This window comes from Micromonospora sp. NPDC047762, from assembly GCF_043204655.1.
In the GTDB taxonomy this organism is placed as follows: domain Bacteria; phylum Actinomycetota; class Actinomycetes; order Mycobacteriales; family Micromonosporaceae; genus Micromonospora.
Genome location: NZ_JBIDCQ010000008.1, coordinates 351,335 through 367,349, shown reverse-complemented (window position 1 = coordinate 367,349; position 16,015 = coordinate 351,335). Strand labels below are relative to the sequence as shown.

General features: G+C 68.9%; 16 protein-coding genes. 9 read left to right on the top strand and 7 right to left on the bottom strand.

The features are described from left to right. Nucleotides 1-26: 26 nt before the first annotated feature. A complete protein-coding gene (locus ACGF3C_RS25015; protein WP_357235758.1) occupies nt 27-446 on the bottom strand; it encodes a hypothetical protein in 420 nt (139 codons plus the stop codon). 191 nt (nt 447-637) lie between these two features. On the opposite strand from ACGF3C_RS25015, the gene ACGF3C_RS25010 reads away from it, so the two are divergent. Together ACGF3C_RS25010 and ACGF3C_RS25005 are read left to right on the top strand one after the other, a co-directional pair. After that, the gene (locus tag ACGF3C_RS25010; RefSeq protein ID WP_393225623.1) at nt 638-2,680 is read left to right on the top strand and encodes a glycerophosphodiester phosphodiesterase family protein; all 2,043 of its coding nucleotides are present in this window, start codon (nt 638-640) and stop codon (nt 2,678-2,680) included. Between the two features lie 178 nt (nt 2,681-2,858). Then, nucleotides 2,859-3,236 carry a hypothetical protein gene (locus tag ACGF3C_RS25005; RefSeq protein ID WP_357231521.1) on the top strand — a complete coding sequence of 126 codons (378 nt, stop codon included), beginning with the start codon at nt 2,859-2,861 and terminating at the stop codon, nt 3,234-3,236. Nucleotides 3,237-3,303: 67 nt separating this feature from the next. Here ACGF3C_RS25005 and ACGF3C_RS25000 read toward each other — a convergent pair whose 3' ends face one another. The 3 genes from ACGF3C_RS25000 to ACGF3C_RS24990 form a co-directional block, all read right to left on the bottom strand. Next, nucleotides 3,304-4,272, bottom strand: a complete 969-nt coding sequence (locus ACGF3C_RS25000) for a sporulation protein (protein WP_357231518.1) — start codon at nt 4,270-4,272, stop codon at nt 3,304-3,306. 226 nt (nt 4,273-4,498) lie between these two features. Next, on the bottom strand, nt 4,499-4,720 hold the full coding sequence (locus tag ACGF3C_RS24995) for a DUF397 domain-containing protein (RefSeq protein WP_355007027.1): 222 nt from the start codon (nt 4,718-4,720) through the stop codon (nt 4,499-4,501). Beyond that, a complete protein-coding gene (locus tag ACGF3C_RS24990; RefSeq protein WP_393225618.1) occupies nt 4,717-5,580 on the bottom strand; it encodes a helix-turn-helix domain-containing protein in 864 nt (287 codons plus the stop codon). The genes ACGF3C_RS24995 and ACGF3C_RS24990 overlap by 4 nt, the downstream gene beginning before the upstream one ends. Nucleotides 5,581-5,910: 330 nt before the next feature. Here ACGF3C_RS24990 and ACGF3C_RS24985 point away from each other — a divergent pair, with 330 nt between their 5' ends. Continuing rightward, nucleotides 5,911-6,183 (top strand): DivIVA domain-containing protein, encoded by a 273-nt coding sequence (locus ACGF3C_RS24985; RefSeq protein WP_357231512.1) that lies wholly within the window; start codon nt 5,911-5,913, stop codon nt 6,181-6,183. Nucleotides 6,184-6,269: 86 nt separating this feature from the next. After that, nucleotides 6,270-6,530: a hypothetical protein gene (locus ACGF3C_RS24980; RefSeq protein WP_393225788.1), complete on the top strand. Its 261-nt coding sequence runs from the start codon at nt 6,270-6,272 to the stop codon at nt 6,528-6,530. Here ACGF3C_RS24980 and ACGF3C_RS24975 read toward each other — a convergent pair. The 3 genes from ACGF3C_RS24975 to ACGF3C_RS24965 form a co-directional block, all read right to left on the bottom strand. Next, complete coding sequence (locus ACGF3C_RS24975) at nt 6,513-7,007, bottom strand: hypothetical protein (RefSeq protein ID WP_393225615.1); 495 nt, start codon at nt 7,005-7,007, stop codon at nt 6,513-6,515. The two genes, ACGF3C_RS24980 and ACGF3C_RS24975, sit on opposite strands and share 18 nt — an antisense overlap. 80 nt (nt 7,008-7,087) lie before the next feature. After that, nucleotides 7,088-7,864, bottom strand: a complete 777-nt coding sequence (locus tag ACGF3C_RS24970) for a DeoR/GlpR family DNA-binding transcription regulator (RefSeq protein ID WP_393225612.1) — start codon at nt 7,862-7,864, stop codon at nt 7,088-7,090. Between the two features lies 1 nt (nt 7,865). Continuing rightward, nucleotides 7,866-9,884: a beta-galactosidase gene (locus ACGF3C_RS24965; RefSeq protein WP_393225609.1), complete on the bottom strand. Its 2,019-nt coding sequence runs from the start codon at nt 9,882-9,884 to the stop codon at nt 7,866-7,868. Nucleotides 9,885-10,166: 282 nt separating this feature from the next. On the opposite strand from ACGF3C_RS24965, the gene ACGF3C_RS24960 reads away from it, so the two are divergent. The 5 genes from ACGF3C_RS24960 to ACGF3C_RS24940 all read left to right on the top strand — a co-directional run bounded on the left by ACGF3C_RS24960 (nt 10,167) and on the right by ACGF3C_RS24940 (nt 16,012). Continuing rightward, nucleotides 10,167-11,495 (top strand): ABC transporter substrate-binding protein, encoded by a 1,329-nt coding sequence (locus ACGF3C_RS24960; RefSeq protein ID WP_357224774.1) that lies wholly within the window; start codon nt 10,167-10,169, stop codon nt 11,493-11,495. Nucleotides 11,496-11,516: 21 nt separating this feature from the next. Continuing rightward, nucleotides 11,517-12,473: a carbohydrate ABC transporter permease gene (locus ACGF3C_RS24955; protein ID WP_393225606.1), complete on the top strand. Its 957-nt coding sequence runs from the start codon at nt 11,517-11,519 to the stop codon at nt 12,471-12,473. After that, nucleotides 12,470-13,384, top strand: a complete 915-nt coding sequence (locus ACGF3C_RS24950; RefSeq protein ID WP_357224783.1) for a carbohydrate ABC transporter permease — start codon at nt 12,470-12,472, stop codon at nt 13,382-13,384. Before ACGF3C_RS24955 ends, ACGF3C_RS24950 begins: the two co-directional genes overlap by 4 nt. Continuing rightward, entirely contained in the window at nt 13,381-15,516 is a 2,136-nt protein-coding gene (locus ACGF3C_RS24945) for an alpha-galactosidase (RefSeq protein WP_393225603.1), read from the top strand. Before ACGF3C_RS24950 ends, ACGF3C_RS24945 begins: the two co-directional genes overlap by 4 nt. 94 nt (nt 15,517-15,610) lie before the next feature. Then, nucleotides 15,611-16,012: a YciI family protein gene (locus ACGF3C_RS24940; RefSeq protein ID WP_210786655.1), complete on the top strand. Its 402-nt coding sequence runs from the start codon at nt 15,611-15,613 to the stop codon at nt 16,010-16,012. Nucleotides 16,013-16,015 lie beyond the last annotated feature (3 nt).

Here is a 16,015-nt window from a genome sequence, read left to right as displayed (position 1 = left end):
CGCCGCCAAGGGGGGCGGTGGGTGGGTTAGTCGTTTGATTTGTCTCTGATGGACTTTGCCGGTGCGGTCGCCGACGTGGACTGGTCGCTGGTGCCGCCGCCCATCGGGGTGCTCAGGCCGCCGGTGGTGGCATCGCCGGTGGTGGTCGGTGCGACAGTGCCCGGATGTCGCTCCGGCTGCCGGGCCACCCGCCGTACGCTCGCCGGCCCGGCAGTGCCACCGGTGGTGGTCACCGCGCCCTGCCCGCCGACGGGGCCACCGTCGCGCAGCACCTGTGGGTCGATCCGTTCCTTCGCCGGGTCGAACGGGTCATCGCGCTGGATCTGACTCTCCACATCGGTGCGGGGCACCGTCACCTCGTCGAGGGCGCCCTTGCCGTACACACCGCCGGCGATCCGATCCTCGGCCTCGCGGGCGGCGTCCTGCCGCATGTCGTCCTCACGCACGTCCATCACCTCGCAGAAGCTGTGGAACTGACTGCGTGCCCGACCATCGGCCGACCAAACCCGGGGTGACCGGGAGGTCGTCCACGGCGGTTCACCGTCACGCCGTCCGCTGGCCGCCTGCCCGCAGCCCGAGATGTCCATGCTGTCCCGCGACCGGTGGGAGATGCCCGCCGGCAGGAGGGGATGACAGCGTGCGCACAGTACGCCGTACCGCCGTCGCGGCGCTGGTGGCCGCGACGGTGACGACCGGGCTCGCGGTGCCCGCTCAGGCGAAGCCACGACCGGACCGGACATTCGACGTGCAGGCCCACCGGGGCGGCCTCGGGCTGCGGGTGGAGAACACCCTCGCCTCCTTCGGCAATGCCCTCCAGCTCGGGGTGAGCACCCTCGAACTGGACGTGCAGATCACCGAGGACGGTCAGGCCGTCGTCACCCACGACCGGAAGGTCACCGGCACCAAGTGCGTCGACACCGCTCCGGTGACGCCCGGCGACCCGGAGTTCCCGTACGTCGGGAAGTACATCAACACGCTCAGCCTGGCCCAGGTGCGTTCGCTCGACTGCGGGTCGAAGACGCTGTCGGACAAGCCCGGCCAGGTCGCCGTCCCCGGTGCCCGGATGCCGCTGCTGCGTGAGGTCTTCGCGCTGGTCAACCGCTACCGGGCCAAGGACGTGAAGCTCAACGTCGAGACCAAGGTCGAGGCCGGCGCGCCGACCGAGACCGCCCCCCGCGAACAGTTCGTCCGGGTCACCGCGGGCGAGATCCGCGCCGCCGGGCTGCTCAAGCAGGTCACCATCCAGAGCTTCGACTGGGGCGCGCTGATGCGCATGCGTCAGGTCGAGCCGAAGCTGCCGCTGGTCGCGCTGACCAACTACGACTTCCTCCAGACCGGTCAGCCGGGCGCGTCGCCGTGGCTGGGCGGGCTGGACATCGACGACTTCGGCGGCGACCCGATCACGGCGATCCGCAGCTTCGGCGCCAGCGCCTTCTCGCCCGTGCACGGCATGCCGCAGAACGGCACTGTCACCGACCCGGGCTACAAGCCGTACGTCACGAAGGAGATGGTCGCCGAGGCGCACCGCTACGGGATCAAGGTGATCCCGTGGACGGTCGACGACGTGCCGACCATGACCAAGCTGATCGACGACGGTGTGGACGGCCTCATCACCGACTACCCGGACCGGTTGCGGGGCGTGCTGGCCCAGCGCGGTTACCGGCTACCGAAGGCGTACGCCGCGCCGTTCGACATCCAGGCGCACCGGGGCGGTCGGGCCACCCGGCCGGAGAACACCCTGCCGGCGTTCGCGAACGCGCTGTCCAACCGGGCGATCTCCACGCTTGAGCTGGACACCAACGTGACGGCCGACGGCAAGCTCGTAGTGCTGCACGACCGCACCGTCAACGGATCGCACTGCGTCGACACCAAGCCGGTGCGCCGCGGTGACCCGACGTTCCCGTACGTGGGCAAGCCGGTGCACGAGTTGACCCTGGCGCAGCTCAAGACCGTGGACTGTGGCACGAAGACGCTGCCCGAGCTGCCGGCCCAGGTGCCCGCTCCCGGTGCCCGGATCCCGACCCTGGACGAGGTATTCGCCCTGGTGAAGGCGAGTGGCCGCACCGACATCGGCATGAACATCGAGACGAAGATCAGCCCGGTGGTGAACGACACCGAGCCGTACCGCAGCTTCACCCGCAAGCTCGTCGACGCGATCCAGCGGGCCGGCCTCACCAGCCGGGCCACCATCCAGTCGTTCGACTGGCGCACCATCACGTACGCCCGGCAGCTCGACCGGCGGATCGGCACTGTCGCCCTGGTCTGGCAGTACGGCCCGGCCGAGTGCGCGACCCTCGCCGACGAATGCTCGCTGGAGGCGGTCTACGGCGACCCGTCGGTGAAGAGCCCCTGGACCGGTGGACTGGACTGGTGGAAGTACCAGGACCTCGGCAAGCTGACCCGGGCCGCGGGCGCTGGCACTGTCTCCGCCAACTGGCAGGTGCACGACCCGAAGCAGGGCACCGTCGCCTCGGCCGACTGGTACCTGCGGGAGAACCCGGCATACTTCCACGGACCGGACGTCCGGACCCTTCAGACGCGCGACAAGCTGAAGGTGATCCCGTACACCGTCGATGACGCCACCGTGATGCAGCGGGTCATCGACCTGGGCGTCGACGGCATCATCACCGACGACCCGGGCCTTCTGGTGAGCGTGGCGATGCGCAACGGCCTGCGCTGACCTGCCGACCACGCGATCGCCGGCCGGATTTTTCCGGCCGGCGATCGGTGTTACCTGCTCCGGGGCCTCGGGTAGTCGGGGGTTGTCCCCGCCACGAAAGCGAACCGTGCCGTGGCCGAAACGCGGTAGCGGGGCGAGGGAATGCAGGTACGACTCATCGCATCCTGAGGAGGACCAGATGAGCACGCAGGCTGCTTCCACCCGGCCGATGAACCGGCCCATGAACGACCCGCAGAACCCCGCTCAGATGCGGGACATGCAGACCCAGCAGATGCCGGTCATGCGGGACGGGCACCGGAACGACATGCAGGCACCCGGTACGGAGACCAAGCAGGCGTTCAAGACCACCGAGTTCTGGATCTACCTGATCGCGGTGGCCGCCGTACTGGGCGCGTCGCAGGTCGTCGGGCAGAACTCCGCTGGGGTGGACATCTTCCGGGCCGACAACGCCTGGTTCCTGATCACCCTGCTGACGCTTGGCTACCTCGGTAGCCGAGGCCTGGCCAAGGCCGGCAGCAATCACCGCAGCAGCGAGGAGCGCAAGGCCCGGCACTGACCGGCCTCAGCTCACAGTGGCCTCCGGGAGACTCTCCCGGAGGCCACTGTCGTCGTCCGTGGACCCGTTACTCGTCGCCGCCGAAGTCGCCGAAGTCGCCCTCGAACGCGTCCTCCATCATCTCGCCGGCGATCATGCCGCCGGCGACACCGAGCGCCGCGCCGGCCACCACGCCACCCACGCCCATCCCGCCGCGGCCGTGACCGTGGCCGTGACCCGGGCCGTATCCGTGGCTCGGGCCGTACTGGGAGCGCAGGCTGCCGTAGCGGGACGTGGTCTCGCGCAGCCAACCGTCGACGACCTGCGCCCAGTCCACCCGGTCAGCGTCGGTGTGCGCCACCTGGTAGCGGCCGAACGCGTCGTGCCCGGCGCTGAGGAACCCACCGCGCTTGTCGCACTCCAGGATGACCTCCACACCGCGCTGGCTGGTCACGAAGGTCAGCTCGACCTCGTTGATGGTGCTCGCGTACTGCGGGGAGGCGAAGAACTCGATCTCCTGGTAGAACGGCAGCGTCTGCTGCACGCCCCGGATGTGGCCACGCTCCAGGTCGGCGTGCTTGAACCGGAAGCCGAGCCGCTGGAACGCCTCCAGGATCCGCTCGTGCACCGGCAGCGGGTGCACCGCCACCTGGTCCAGGTCGCTCTTGTCCACGGCGCGGGCGATCGCCAACTCGGTGCGCAGACCCATCGTCATGCCGTGCAGGCGCTGGCCGTACACGTCGGTGATCGGGGTCTCCCACGGCACCGGCAGCTGGAACGGGATCGAGAGCTGCTGCTTCGGGGCGAGCTGGAGCGCACCGCTGACCGCCATGCGGTGGAACTCCATGGTGCCCGCGTACTCGGTGTCGTGTCCCTCGACCTCGACCCGGGTGACCAGGCCGATCACCACCTGCTCGATGGCTGCCTCAGCGTCGCCGCCGACGAGGTTGACCTGCCCGTCGAGGGTCAGGCCGGGCCGGGTGTTGGGGTTGGTCAGCACGGTGTCCACGCTGGGACCGCCCACACCGAACGCGCTCAACATCTTCTTGAAGACCATCGGAACTCCTGTGCGACGCCGACCGCTCCAGGTTGGAGTCGGACGTTGACTCGAACGGCACCCTATCCGGCACCCCTGTGAGGTGGCTGTGAAGCGCCACGCGATGGGAGGAGCTGATGTCGCAGACGAATCAGGCGCTCGGCCACCCAGATAGATCGACTCGGCTTCCTAGAAAGCGGGGTGTCCTCGCGACCGGGTTACCCCGATTTGCAGGAAGCCGAGTCGATCAGGGTTGGGTGCGGGCGAACGCACCGTCCTTCACCTCGGCGACGAACGCGGTCCATCGGTCGGCGCTGTAAACGAGGGTTGCCGCCGCGCGATCCTTGCTGTCGCGCACCGCCACCCGACCAGAACCGTCCAGCACCGGCCCCGCCTCGACACAGCTCCCACCGTTGCTGTCACTCTTGCTGCTGATGTGCCAGGCGACATCAGGAATGCTCTCGTTCATGACAATTCCTCCGCGATGCTCGTGATCAACTTCGTTGATTCGCTCTCGGTGAGCGATGAGTCCAGCAGACGACCATAGGCACGAACAAAGCGCTCAGCCTTCGGCCACTCCAGGTAGAGCCGCCCTCCCAGAGACTCCACGTAGGCCACCGCAGGATACGGCTCCGGCAGACGGAATATCCAGAACGTGCCGTCGAGCCCCTGATGCAGGCCCACGTCGAGCGGCATGACTCTGATTGCCACGTTGTTCATTCGCTGCGCCTGCGCCAGGTGGTGCAGCTGTCGCCCCCGTACCTCCGGCCCACCGACCATCCGACGCAGCGCACCCTCGTCGATCACCGCCGAGATCCTGAGTGGGCGCCGTCGCCTCAGGACCTCTTGACGGCTCATCCGAAGTTCCACCCAGCGATTGATCGTGCCTTCGGTAACTCCCGGCTCTGCTGCGTTACGAATCAAGGCCTCGGCGTACTCGCGGGTTTGAAGCAGCCCTGGAACCAGTGTGAGGTGAAAGCAGCAGACCTGCTCCGCGCGACCCTCCAACCAGGGATATTCGATGAAGGAGGCGTCCACGACGTCGCCGTAGTCCTCGTCCCACCGGTCGGTGCGCCATACCTCCTCAGCAAGCGCCAGGAGGCGGGCCCGCTCGGTTGCGTGGTGGAATCCGTAGAGATCCAGCAGCGCGATCACATCACCCTTGCGAATCGGCCAGTCCGCGCGTTCGTACCGTCCGAGCGCGGACATGTCTCGTTGCAGATGCTCGGCGACCAACTTGAGCGTCATCCCCCGCTCCTCCCGCAGGATCCGCAATTGCTGACCCAGCCACTGCGCACGCAAGGTTCGGATGAACGGCTTGTGCGGCATGATCCACCTCTCAAATATGTTGGCGACGCCCACGCAGGAACCATTGCTCCAGCTCCAAGCCACTGGAAATGTGGCCTCCGGGTGAGGGTGATCACCGGCCCCCGGGGACGCCCGGTGCAAACACGGCAACCGCGGCTGTGCCAACAGCCGAGAAGGTGACGAGAGACGGCCTCGCGAGTGGCATCCGCATACCGGCTCTCGTCGGGTCTCAACTGGAGCGTCGGGATGTGCGAATCCCGGCTCCGAACCGACTTGAACGAATAACTACCACGGCAAAGGGCCCTTCGCGACCCTGACCCGCCCATTGGTCGACGACGCGCGAGGTGATGAATGACCCGAGGGACGATCTACGACGGCACGCTCAACGGCAGCGCCCGGCTGGCTCGGCTGCACCCGAGCCAGGTCCGGGACCGGCACTTCACCGTCGTCGGTTTCGGCCGACGAGGCCTGGACCCCGGGGAGGTACGACGGTTCCTGCACCGCGTCGCGCTCGACCTTGCGACGTTGCACCACGATGTCGCTCGGCTCAGCGAGGAGAACGCCCGGGTGAAGCGGGCGCTGCGCGACTGGCAGAGCGCCTGGTCCGAGCGGGGTCAGCCGTGAGCCCGGGCCGGGAGCATCAGTACAGCGGGCTCTTCACGCCGTTGCCGCGGTTCGCCGTCGAGACGCACCCGCAGAGGCCTCGGCACGTGATCCACCTGCCGGTGACGGTCACCGACCTGGCCGAGGCACTGGACCTGGCGCGGACGCTCGCCCGTTCGCTGGCCTCCATGCCGCAGGTCGACCTCGGCGGCACCACCGTCTCGGCCGAGGACGCGCAGCACGTACGACACTGGGTCTTCTGCGACCGGCTCATGCCCGGTCGCCGCCGCTGCGCGCGGCAGGCCGACCACGTCGGCGTCTGCCTGCCGGACGACGGTTCACAGATCGATCTACAGTCTGGGCGATGACGACGGGGAGACGGGCACGTCCAGCCGTGCTCGCTGCGGCACCATGACCACCGCGGTGATCAACCAGGCGAGCGCAGCCAGCAGCGCCACGAGACCGGCGGGGACCAGGCCCCAGGGCAGGGCACGCGGCGACAACGTCCATGCCTGCCGGGTGTCGGCGAGTACGCGTGGCTGTCGAGCCGAGGCTGGGACGGCCACCTCCCACTCGTACGCGCTGCTGGGCTCGTCGTCGATGATCTTCCAGGACTCCTGGACGTCGACGCCGTGGATCGGCCCCTGCCGCCCGCGGCCGCCGCGGGTCCAGTTGCCGACGCACCGGCTGTGCATGGCCTCCAGCCGATCGTGGGTCACATAGCAGTGATCGACAGTCGCCCGGCTCTGGTCGGCGGGCCATGAACCGGCCACCCAACTCAGCATCCCGACGAGGATCAGGCCCACGACGACGATCGCCGCGAACCGCATCTGCACCGCGATCATGGCTGTGCTCCCTTGTTCGAGTCCTGGGCTGGGGTGGGCGCCATGTAGTTGTTCTTCTCAGCCGAGGCGCATGGTCCGGGCTAGTCAGGTTCCACGATCACCAGCTCGCCTACCTGCTCGCCGATCGTGGTGCGTGCCTCTGCCGGCAGCCCACGGTCGGTGATCAGCACGTCGGCGGCCTCCAGTGGGGCGATGGTGGCGATGCCGATCGTCTCCCACTTGGTGTGGTCGGCGAGCACCACCAGTCGACGCGCGGCACCGATCAGGCAACGGTTGACCCCGGCCTCCAGCAGGTTGGGTGTGGTGAAGCCGGTCCGTGGGCTGAGGCCGTGCACACCGAGGAAGAGCAGGTCGACGTTGAGCGCGCTGATCGCCGCCTCGGCCACCGGCCCGGTCAGCGCGTCGGACGGGGTACGGATGCCACCTGTCAGCACGACGGTCTGGTCGGCGCGCGGGTTCTTGTAGAGCGCGTCGGCCACCGGGATCGAGTTCGTCACCACTGTCAACCCGCGTACGTCGGAGAGGAGCGTGGCCAGCGCGGCGGTGGTGGTGCCCGCGGAGAGCGCGATGGCCATTCCCGGCTCCACCATCGTCGCCGCCCGCTCGGCGATGGCCCGCTTCTCCGCCTGTTGGCGGATCGACTTCGCGGCGAAGCCGGGTTCCTCTGCCGAGCCGGGTCCGGCGAGGGTCGCGCCGCCGTGCACCTTGTCCACCAGGCCCCGGTCGGCCAACACCTCCAGGTCGCGTCGGATCGTCATGTCGGAGACGCCGAACCGACTGACCAGGTGACTCACCCGCACCCCGCCACGTTGGCGGATCAGATCGAGGATGGCGGTCTGCCGCTGCTGGGCGAGCAACTCAGGGAACCTCCTTCACACCCAAGGCATCGGCCCGATCCTCACGGACGACCGCCACCTCACCGGCCGGCAGTGCCAGCTCACCGGCGCAGTATCCCCCGGTCAACAGCTCGACGCCGCGCGCCGGTAGGCGTACCTCGGTGTCGGTGTGGTTGATCGCGAACAGCCAGGTCCGGTCGGCGTCGCGGCGGCGGACCACCTCGACGCCCGAGGGTGCCGACGCCGCCGGGCGGACGTCGGCCTCGGCGAGCAGCCGCGCCACCAACCGGTCGGTGGCCGGCTCGTCCAGCCGGGTGCCGACGTACCAGGCGGCGCCGTCACCCACCCGGTGCCGGGTCAGCGCCGGCACTCCCGGCAAGGGCCCATCGGTGTACGAGGCGAGCACGTCGGCGCCGTCCGGGTGCACCCACTCGGTCCACACGTCAGCGGTGCTGCCGTCGTCCAACTGGACCTGCTCACCCTCGCGCAGCGGGAAGAACTCCTCGGTCCGGACGCCGAGCAACTCCCGGAACGCGCCCGGGTAGCCGCCCAGCCGGATGTGGTCGTCGGCGTCGACGATGCCGCTGAAGTAGGTGACCGCCGCCGTGCCACCGGCCTCGACAAAGCGGTGCAGCGCGGCGACGTCGGCGTCCCGGACGAGGTAGAGGGTCGGCACCAGGACCAGCCGGTAGCCGCTGAGGTCGGTCGACGGGTGGACGATGTCGGCCGTCACACCGGCACGCCAGAGCGAGCCGTAGAGGGCGTTCAGCCGGTCGGCGTAGGTGACGTCGGCGCTGGGGTGCGAATCCAACTCGACACCCCACCACGCCTCCCAGTCGAACAGGATCGCCACGTCGGCGTCCACCCGGCTGCCGCGCACCTCCGCGAGGGCCTTGAGGTCCGCGCCGAGCTGGCAGACCTCGCGGAACACCTTGGTGTCCGGCCCGGCGTGCGGGACCAGCGCGGAGTGGAACTTCTCCGCCCCGGCCCGGGAGGCGCGCCACTGGAAGAAGAGCACCCCGTCGGCGCCGCGGGCGACGTGCGCGAGGCTGTTACGGCGCATCTGCCCGGGCAGCTTGGCAACGTTGCGGGGCTGCCAGTTGACAGCGCTGGTGGAGTGCTCCATCAGCAGCCACGGGTCGCCGCCGGCGACGCCCCGGGTGTGATCGGCGGCGAGCGCCAGCCCGAGGTGCGCCTGCGGGTCGGCGGCGGTCAGGTAGTGGTCGTTGGAGACGAGGTCCACGTCGGACGCCCAGGAGTGGTAGTCCATGCGCTTGATACCGAGGCCGATCATGAAGTTGGTGGTGATCGGCTGCCGGACCAGCGTCTGCAACACCTCCCGCTCGGCGCGCAGCTGGGCGCGCTGCTCGTCGGAGGAGAACCGCAGGAAGTCCAGTTGCTGCGTCGGGTTGGCGAAGGTCGGCGCGACACGCGGCGGGTTGATCTCGGCCCAGTCGCCGTAGCGCTGGCTCCAGAACGCGGTGCCCCAGGCGTCGTTGAGCCGGTCCAGGTCACCGTAACGCTCACGCAACCAGCCGCGGAACGCCTCGGCGCTGACGTCGCAGTAGCAGTGCACGTTGTGGCAGCCCAGTTCGTTGGAGACGTGCCACATGACCACGGCGGGATGCTCGGCGTACCGACCGGCCACCGCGCGCACCAACTCCAGCGACCGCTCGCGGAACACCGGTGAACTGGGGCAGTACGCCTGCCTTCCCCCCGGCCAGAGGATCGCGCCGTCGGCCCGGCGGGGCAGCGTCTCCGGATGCGCGCGGGCCAACCACGGCGGTGGGCTGGCCGTGGCGGTGGCCAGGTCGACCTGGATGCCACCGTCGTGCAGCAGGTCCAGCACCCGGTCCAGCCAGCCGAACTCGAACCGCCCCGGGGTGGGCTCCAGCAACGCCCAGGAGAAGATGCCGACGGAGACCAGGTTGACCCCGGCCTGGCGCATCAGGTCGACGTCCTCGGACCAGGTTTCCTCGGGCCACTGCTCGGGGTTGTAGTCGCCGCCGAAATAGATGCCGTCACCCTGCCATCGCCGCATGACAGCTGAGGGTGCACCCGCTGGTCCATCGAAGTCAACAGGTTCCAACATCGAGCTTCTTTCCAACGCTTGCCGGGTAACAGCCGGATCACGACTGGGTTATCAGAGGCGAACTGCCCTCTTGACAGGGCCTGACCGCAGGGTAGCTTGAGGCCCCAATGGCCGTTCGTGTTCGCCAATGTGGATTCTCGGTGGATCTCAATGTGTGATCACGACGCTGGACCTGCCTTCACCACCCTGAGGCCCTTGGGCGTAGCTCCTTCTCATCCGCAGGAGGCACAGATGTCCCGTCCCCAATCCCAAGCCGAGTACCTGGCTCGGCTCGTACCGCCCTCAGTCGCCGGCATCAACCGACGATCGTTGCTGGCCGGCGCGGCCGGCACGGGCGCGCTGCTCGGCACCGGCCTGCTCGCCGGCTGTGGCGACGACTCCGGCTCCGGCGGGTCCAGCACTGACGTGTCGCTCGGCTCGAACCAGTCCGACCCGAAGCCGAAGGACGTCGTCGTCAAGGTCACCGACGGCTTCAAGACCTCGTCCGGTGTGCAGGTCGCGATCAATACGGTCGATCACAACACGTTCCAGGAGAACATCAACAATTACCTACAGGGCAAGCCGGACGACGTGTTCACCTGGTTCGCCGGCTACCGGATGCGCTTCTTCGCGCAGAAGGGCCTGGCCAGCGACATCAGTGACGTGTGGGGCAAGCTCTCCGGCTACTCCGACGCCTTCAAGAAGGCATCGACCGGCGACGACGGCAAGCAGTACTTCGTCCCGGCGACGTACTACCCGTGGGCCGTCTTCTACCGCAAGTCGGTCTGGCAGCAGCGCGGCTACCAGGTGCCCACCACCATGGACCAGTTCACCGCGCTGGCCGGGCAGATGAAGAAGGACGGCCTGACCCCGATCGCCTTCGCCGACAAGGACGGCTGGCCGGCGATGGGCACCTTCGACATCCTCAACCTGCGCATCAACGGTTACCAGTTCCACATCGACCTGATGGCCGGCAAGGAGGCCTGGACCTCCGACAAGGTCAAGAAGGTCTTCGACACCTGGGCCGGCCTGCTCCCCCTGCACCAGCCGGACAGCCTCGGTCGCACCTGGCAGGAGGCCGCGCAGTCGTTGCAGCAGAAGAAGAGCGGCATGTACCTGCTCGGCCTCTTCGTCGGCCAGCAGTTCAGCAACGACGAGCAGGACGACCTCGACTTCTTCACCTTCCCCGAGATCGACCCGTCGATCGGCGCCAAGGCGCTCGACGCGCCGATCGACGGCTACATGATGGCGCGTAAGCCCAAGAACGAGGAGAACGCGCGCAAGCTGCTGGAGTACCTCGGCGGCAAGGCCGCCGCGGACATCAACCTCAAGAACGACCCGGCCGTCCTCGTCGCCAACAGCGGCGCGGACGTCGGCGGCTACACCGCGCTGCAGAAGAAGGCCGCCGAGCTGGTCGGGTCGGCCACCGAGATCGCCCAGTTCCTCGACCGCGACACCCGGCCGGACTTCGCCTCCACGGTGATCATCCCGGCGCTCCAGCAGTTCATCAAGGACCCCAAGGACATCGGCGGGCTCACCTCGTCCATCGAGAACCAGAAGAAGTCGATCTTCACTGACTGACGGCGGAAGGGGGAGGACATCGTGTCCGACCTGCCCCTGATCCAAGCGGATCGCGCCGTGCCGCCGTCGGCGACGACCACCTCCACGGGTGGTCGTCGCCGACGGCTACGGCTCCTGTCCCGCACCGACCGCGTGGTCATCACGCTGATGGTGCTCGTCCCGCTGCTGCTCGTCACCGGGTTCGTCTGGTTGCCGGCGGCGGCCACCGTGCTGCTCTCCGGCACCAACTGGGACGGCATCGGCCCCCTCAACGAGATCGAGTTCGTCGGCGCGCGCAACTACAGCGACGTGGTGAACATCTACCCGCCGTTCGTGCCGGCGATCCAGCACAACCTGCTCTGGCTGGCGGCGCTCTTCGTGGTCGCCACCCCGTTCGGCATGTTCCTGGCCGTGCTGTTGGACAAGGAACTGCGCGGCAGCCGCTTCTACCAGACCGCGCTCTACCTGCCGGTGGTGCTCTCGCTGGCGCTGATCGGCTTCGTCTGGCAGCTGCTCTACTCCCGCGACCAGGGGCTGATCAACGCCGTCTTCGGCAGCAGCATCGACTGGTACGGCGACTCGAACGTCAACATCTGGGCGGTGATGGTCGCCTCCGGGTGGCGGCACGTCGGGTACATCATGCTGCTCTACCTGGCCGGCCTGAAGGGCGTCGATCCGTCCTTGCGCGAGGCCGCGGCGGTCGACGGCGCCTCGGAGCGCACGACCTTCTTCCGCGTCGTGTTCCCGGTCATGCGGCCCATCAACATCATCGTGCTGGTGGTGACCGTGATCGAGTCGCTGCGCGCGTTCGACCTGGTCTGGGTGGTCAACAAGGGCCGTAACGGGTTGGAGCTGATCTCCGCGCTGGTCACCCAGAACGTGGTGGGTGAGGCGAGCCGGATCGGCTTCGGCTCGGCACTGGCGACGATCATGCTGGTCGTCTCGCTGGTCTTCATCACCATCTACCTGGCGACCGTGATGAGGGAGAACCGGCAATGAGCACCGCGACCGTCACCCGGCGGACCGAGAGCGGGGCCGACGCGCCGCCGCCCCGCCGCAAGCTGACCCCGTTACGAATCCTGCTGCACGGCTTCCTCATCGTCGTGTCGCTGGCCTGGCTCTTCCCGATCGCCTGGGCGGTGCTGACCTCGCTGCGCTCGTACGACTACACCGCCGCGAACGGCTACGTCTCGTTCGGCGGCTGGACCTTCGACAACTACGTCACCGCCTGGCGGACGGCGGAGTTCGGACAGCACTTCCTCAACTCGGTCTACATCACCGTGCCGGCGGTGCTGCTGACCCTCTTCCTCGCGTCCTGCGTGGCGTTCGTCATCGCCCGGTTCAGTTGGAAGCTCAACCTCGTCCTGCTCGGGGTCTTCACCGCGGCCAACCTGCTGCCCCAGCAGGCGCTGCTCATCCCGCTGTTCCGGCTGTTCACCGAGGTGCCGCTGCCGGAGTTCATGAGTGACTCGGAGCTGCTCTACGACAGCTACTGGGGCCTGATCCTGATCAACGTGGCCTTCCAGTGCGGCTTCTGCGTCTTCGTGCTCAGCAACTACATGAAGGCGCTGCCCCGCGACCTGTACGAGGCGGCGATGGTCGACGGGGCGAGCATCTGGAGACAGTACTGGCAGGTCACCATGCCGCTGTGCCGGCCGGCCCTGGCCGCGCTGGCGACGCTGGAGGTGACCTGGATCTACAACGAGTTCTTCTGGGCCACCGTCCTCATGCGCACCGGCGACAAGTTCCCGGTGACCAGCTCGCTCAACAACCTGCGCGGTGAGTTCTTCACCGACAACAACCTGGTCTCCGCGGGCAGCGTGCTCGTCGCGATCCCCACCCTGGTGATCTTCTTTATGCTCCAGCGGCACTTCGTTCGGGGCCTGACCTTGGGAGCATCCAAAGGATGACGATCCTGCACCTGCGCCGCGCGCGGACCAGCCTGGTGCTCGACGCGCGCGGCCCGGGGCTGCCCCGGATCGTGCACTGGGGCGGCGACGTCGGCGCCCTCGACGACGACGGCCTGCGCCAGCTCAGCGACGCGACGGTACCGCCGGTGGTGCCGAGCAGCTTCGACGAGCCGACAGTGCTGTCCCTGCTGCCGGAGGCGAGCGCCGGCTGGAGCGGCCGACCGGGTCTGGCCGGGCACCGCGACGGACGAGACTGGTCCACCGCCTTCCGGCTGGACGGGTTGGACGTGCACGACACCGGGCCGGGCATGGCGCTGCTGACCGTGCGGGCGTCGGACCCGGCCGCCGGGCTGACAGTGACCATCGAGATCACGCTCGACCCGTACGGCCTGCTGACCGTTCGGCACCGGCTGCGCAACGACGGCGACAGCGCGTACGAGCTGCGGGAGCTGACATCGGCGCTGCCGGTGCCGGCGGTCGCCACCGAGCTGCTCGACCTGACCGGCCGATGGTGTCGGGAACGGTCCCCGCAGCGGCACCCGTGGCAGCACGGCACCTGGATCCGCGAGGGCCGGCACGGCCGTACCGGTCACGACGCGACTCTGCTGCTGGTGGCCGGGACCGCCGGGTTCGGCTTCGGCCATGGGGAGGTCTGGGCGGTGCACACGGCCTGGAGCGGCGACCACGTCACGTTCGCCGAACGTCGGCCCACCGGAGAGTCCACAGTGGGTGGCGGCGAGCTGCTGGCCCCCGGCGAAGTCCGGCTCGGTCCTGGCGAGTCGTACGAGACTCCCCTGCTCTACGCGGTCTGGTCCGACGCCGGGCTGGACGGGCTCAGCGACGTGCTGCACACCCACCTCCGGGCCCGCCCCGGGCACCCACGCTCCCCCCGCCCGGTGACCCTCAACGTCTGGGAGGCGGTCTACTTCGACCACGACCTGGACCGGCTGCGGGCGCTCGCCGACCGGGCCGCGCAGATCGGCGTGGAGCGGTTCGTGCTCGACGACGGTTGGTTCCGGGGCCGGCGCGACGACACCGCAGGGCTCGGCGACTGGTACGTCGACGAGGGCGTCTGGCCGGACGGCCTGCAACCGCTGATCGAGCACGTCACCGGCCAGGGCCTCCAGTTCGGCCTCTGGGTCGAGCCGGAGATGGTCAACCCCGACTCGGACCTGTTCCGCGCGCACCCCGACTGGGTGCTCGCCGTGCCGGGGCGGCTGCCGCCGGCCTGGCGTCACCAGCAGGTGCTCGACCTGGGTCGCCCCGAGGCGTACGACCACGTGCTGGAACGTCTCGACACGTTGCTCACCGACCACCCCGGAATCCGGTACCTCAAGTGGGACCAGAACCGGGACTTCACCGAGGCCGGGCACCACGGCCTCCCCGGGGTGCACGGGCAGACCCTCGCGGTCTACCGGCTCTTCGACGAGTTGCGCGATCGGCACCCGGGCCTCGAGATCGAGAGCTGCTCGTCCGGCGGAGCCCGGGTGGACCTCGCCATCCTGGCGCGTACCGACCGGGTCTGGGCCAGCGACTGCAACGACGCCCTGGAGCGGCTCAGCATCCAACGCTGGACGGGGCTGCTGCTGCCACCGGAGCTGATCGGCACCCACGTCGGCCCGGAACGCTCACACACCACCAACCGCGTACACGACCTGGGTTTCCGGGCGGCGACCGCGCTCTTCGGCCACCACGGCATCGAGTGGGACATCGCCTCGATCAGCGCTGCCGAGCAGACCGAGCTGGCCGCCTGGGTGGCGCTGCACAAACGGCTGCGCCCGCTGCTGCACGCTGGTCGGGTGGTCCGGGTCGACCACCCCGACCCGGCCGTCTGGGCGCACGGCGTGGTCGCCCACGACAACACCCGAGCGGTGTACGCGGTGGCCCGGCTGACCACATCGGTGACGCAGGTGCCCGGCGCCGTGCGGCTGCCCGGCCTCCACCCCGGCCGGCGGTACCGGGTGCGACAGGTGTCGGGCGTACCGGGCCCGGCGAGCATCGACCTGTCCCCGCCCACCTGGCTGGCGGGTGGTCTCACCCTCAGCGGGGCTGCGCTGGCCCGGGTGGGTGTGCAACTGCCCGCCCTGCACCCGGAGCAGAGCCTGGTGCTGGAGCTCGACGCCGTCGGCTAGAAATTTCTTTGCTCGGGGTGTCGAGAACGGCGGGGCCGGCTTCTACCTCAGGGTGAGAGCACCGACGACGGTGCCCAGGCGTGAGGAGCCAACAATGAAGTACATGCTGCTGATGCAGTTCAGCGCCGCCGGAACCGACTTCCCGAGCATCGACACCTGGACCCAGGACGAGGTCCGGGCGCACATCGCGTTCATGGGCGAGGTCAACGCCAAGCTCACCGCCGCCGGTGAGTGGGTCGACGGGCAGGGTCTCGGCGGCCCGCAGCAGGCCCGGATCGTCCGCGCCGGCGAGGGCGGGGCACCGGTGGTCACCGAGGGGCCGTTCGCCGAGACGAAGGAGTTCCTGGCCGGCTTCTGGATCGTCGACTGCGAGAGCCCGCAGCGGGCCGTGGAGTTGGCCGCGCACATCTCCACGGCGCCCGGCCCCGGTGGTCGTCCGCTGAACATGCCGATCGAGGTGCACCCGGTGATGTCCGCCCCGGCACAGGAGCTGTGAGGG

What these genes read in the sequence shown, in the direction of transcription:
- ACGF3C_RS24975 (WP_393225615.1), bottom strand. Translation starts at nt 7,007, where the DNA reads ATGATCGCGGTGCAGATGCGGTTCGCGGCGATCGTCGTCGTGGGCCTG.
- ACGF3C_RS24985 (WP_357231512.1), top strand. Translation starts at nt 5,911, where the DNA reads ATGACCCGAGGGACGATCTACGACGGCACGCTCAACGGCAGCGCCCGG.
- ACGF3C_RS24965 (WP_393225609.1), bottom strand. Translation starts at nt 9,884, where the DNA reads ATGCGGCGATGGCAGGGTGACGGCATCTATTTCGGCGGCGACTACAAC.
- ACGF3C_RS24940 (WP_210786655.1), top strand. Translation starts at nt 15,611, where the DNA reads ATGAAGTACATGCTGCTGATGCAGTTCAGCGCCGCCGGAACCGACTTC.
- ACGF3C_RS25005 (WP_357231521.1), top strand. Translation starts at nt 2,859, where the DNA reads ATGAGCACGCAGGCTGCTTCCACCCGGCCGATGAACCGGCCCATGAAC.
- ACGF3C_RS25000 (WP_357231518.1), bottom strand. Translation starts at nt 4,272, where the DNA reads ATGGTCTTCAAGAAGATGTTGAGCGCGTTCGGTGTGGGCGGTCCCAGC.
- ACGF3C_RS24995 (WP_355007027.1), bottom strand. Translation starts at nt 4,720, where the DNA reads ATGAACGAGAGCATTCCTGATGTCGCCTGGCACATCAGCAGCAAGAGT.
- ACGF3C_RS24960 (WP_357224774.1), top strand. Translation starts at nt 10,167, where the DNA reads ATGTCCCGTCCCCAATCCCAAGCCGAGTACCTGGCTCGGCTCGTACCG.
- ACGF3C_RS24945 (WP_393225603.1), top strand. Translation starts at nt 13,381, where the DNA reads ATGACGATCCTGCACCTGCGCCGCGCGCGGACCAGCCTGGTGCTCGAC.
- ACGF3C_RS24950 (WP_357224783.1), top strand. Translation starts at nt 12,470, where the DNA reads ATGAGCACCGCGACCGTCACCCGGCGGACCGAGAGCGGGGCCGACGCG.
- ACGF3C_RS24990 (WP_393225618.1), bottom strand. Translation starts at nt 5,580, where the DNA reads ATGCCGCACAAGCCGTTCATCCGAACCTTGCGTGCGCAGTGGCTGGGT.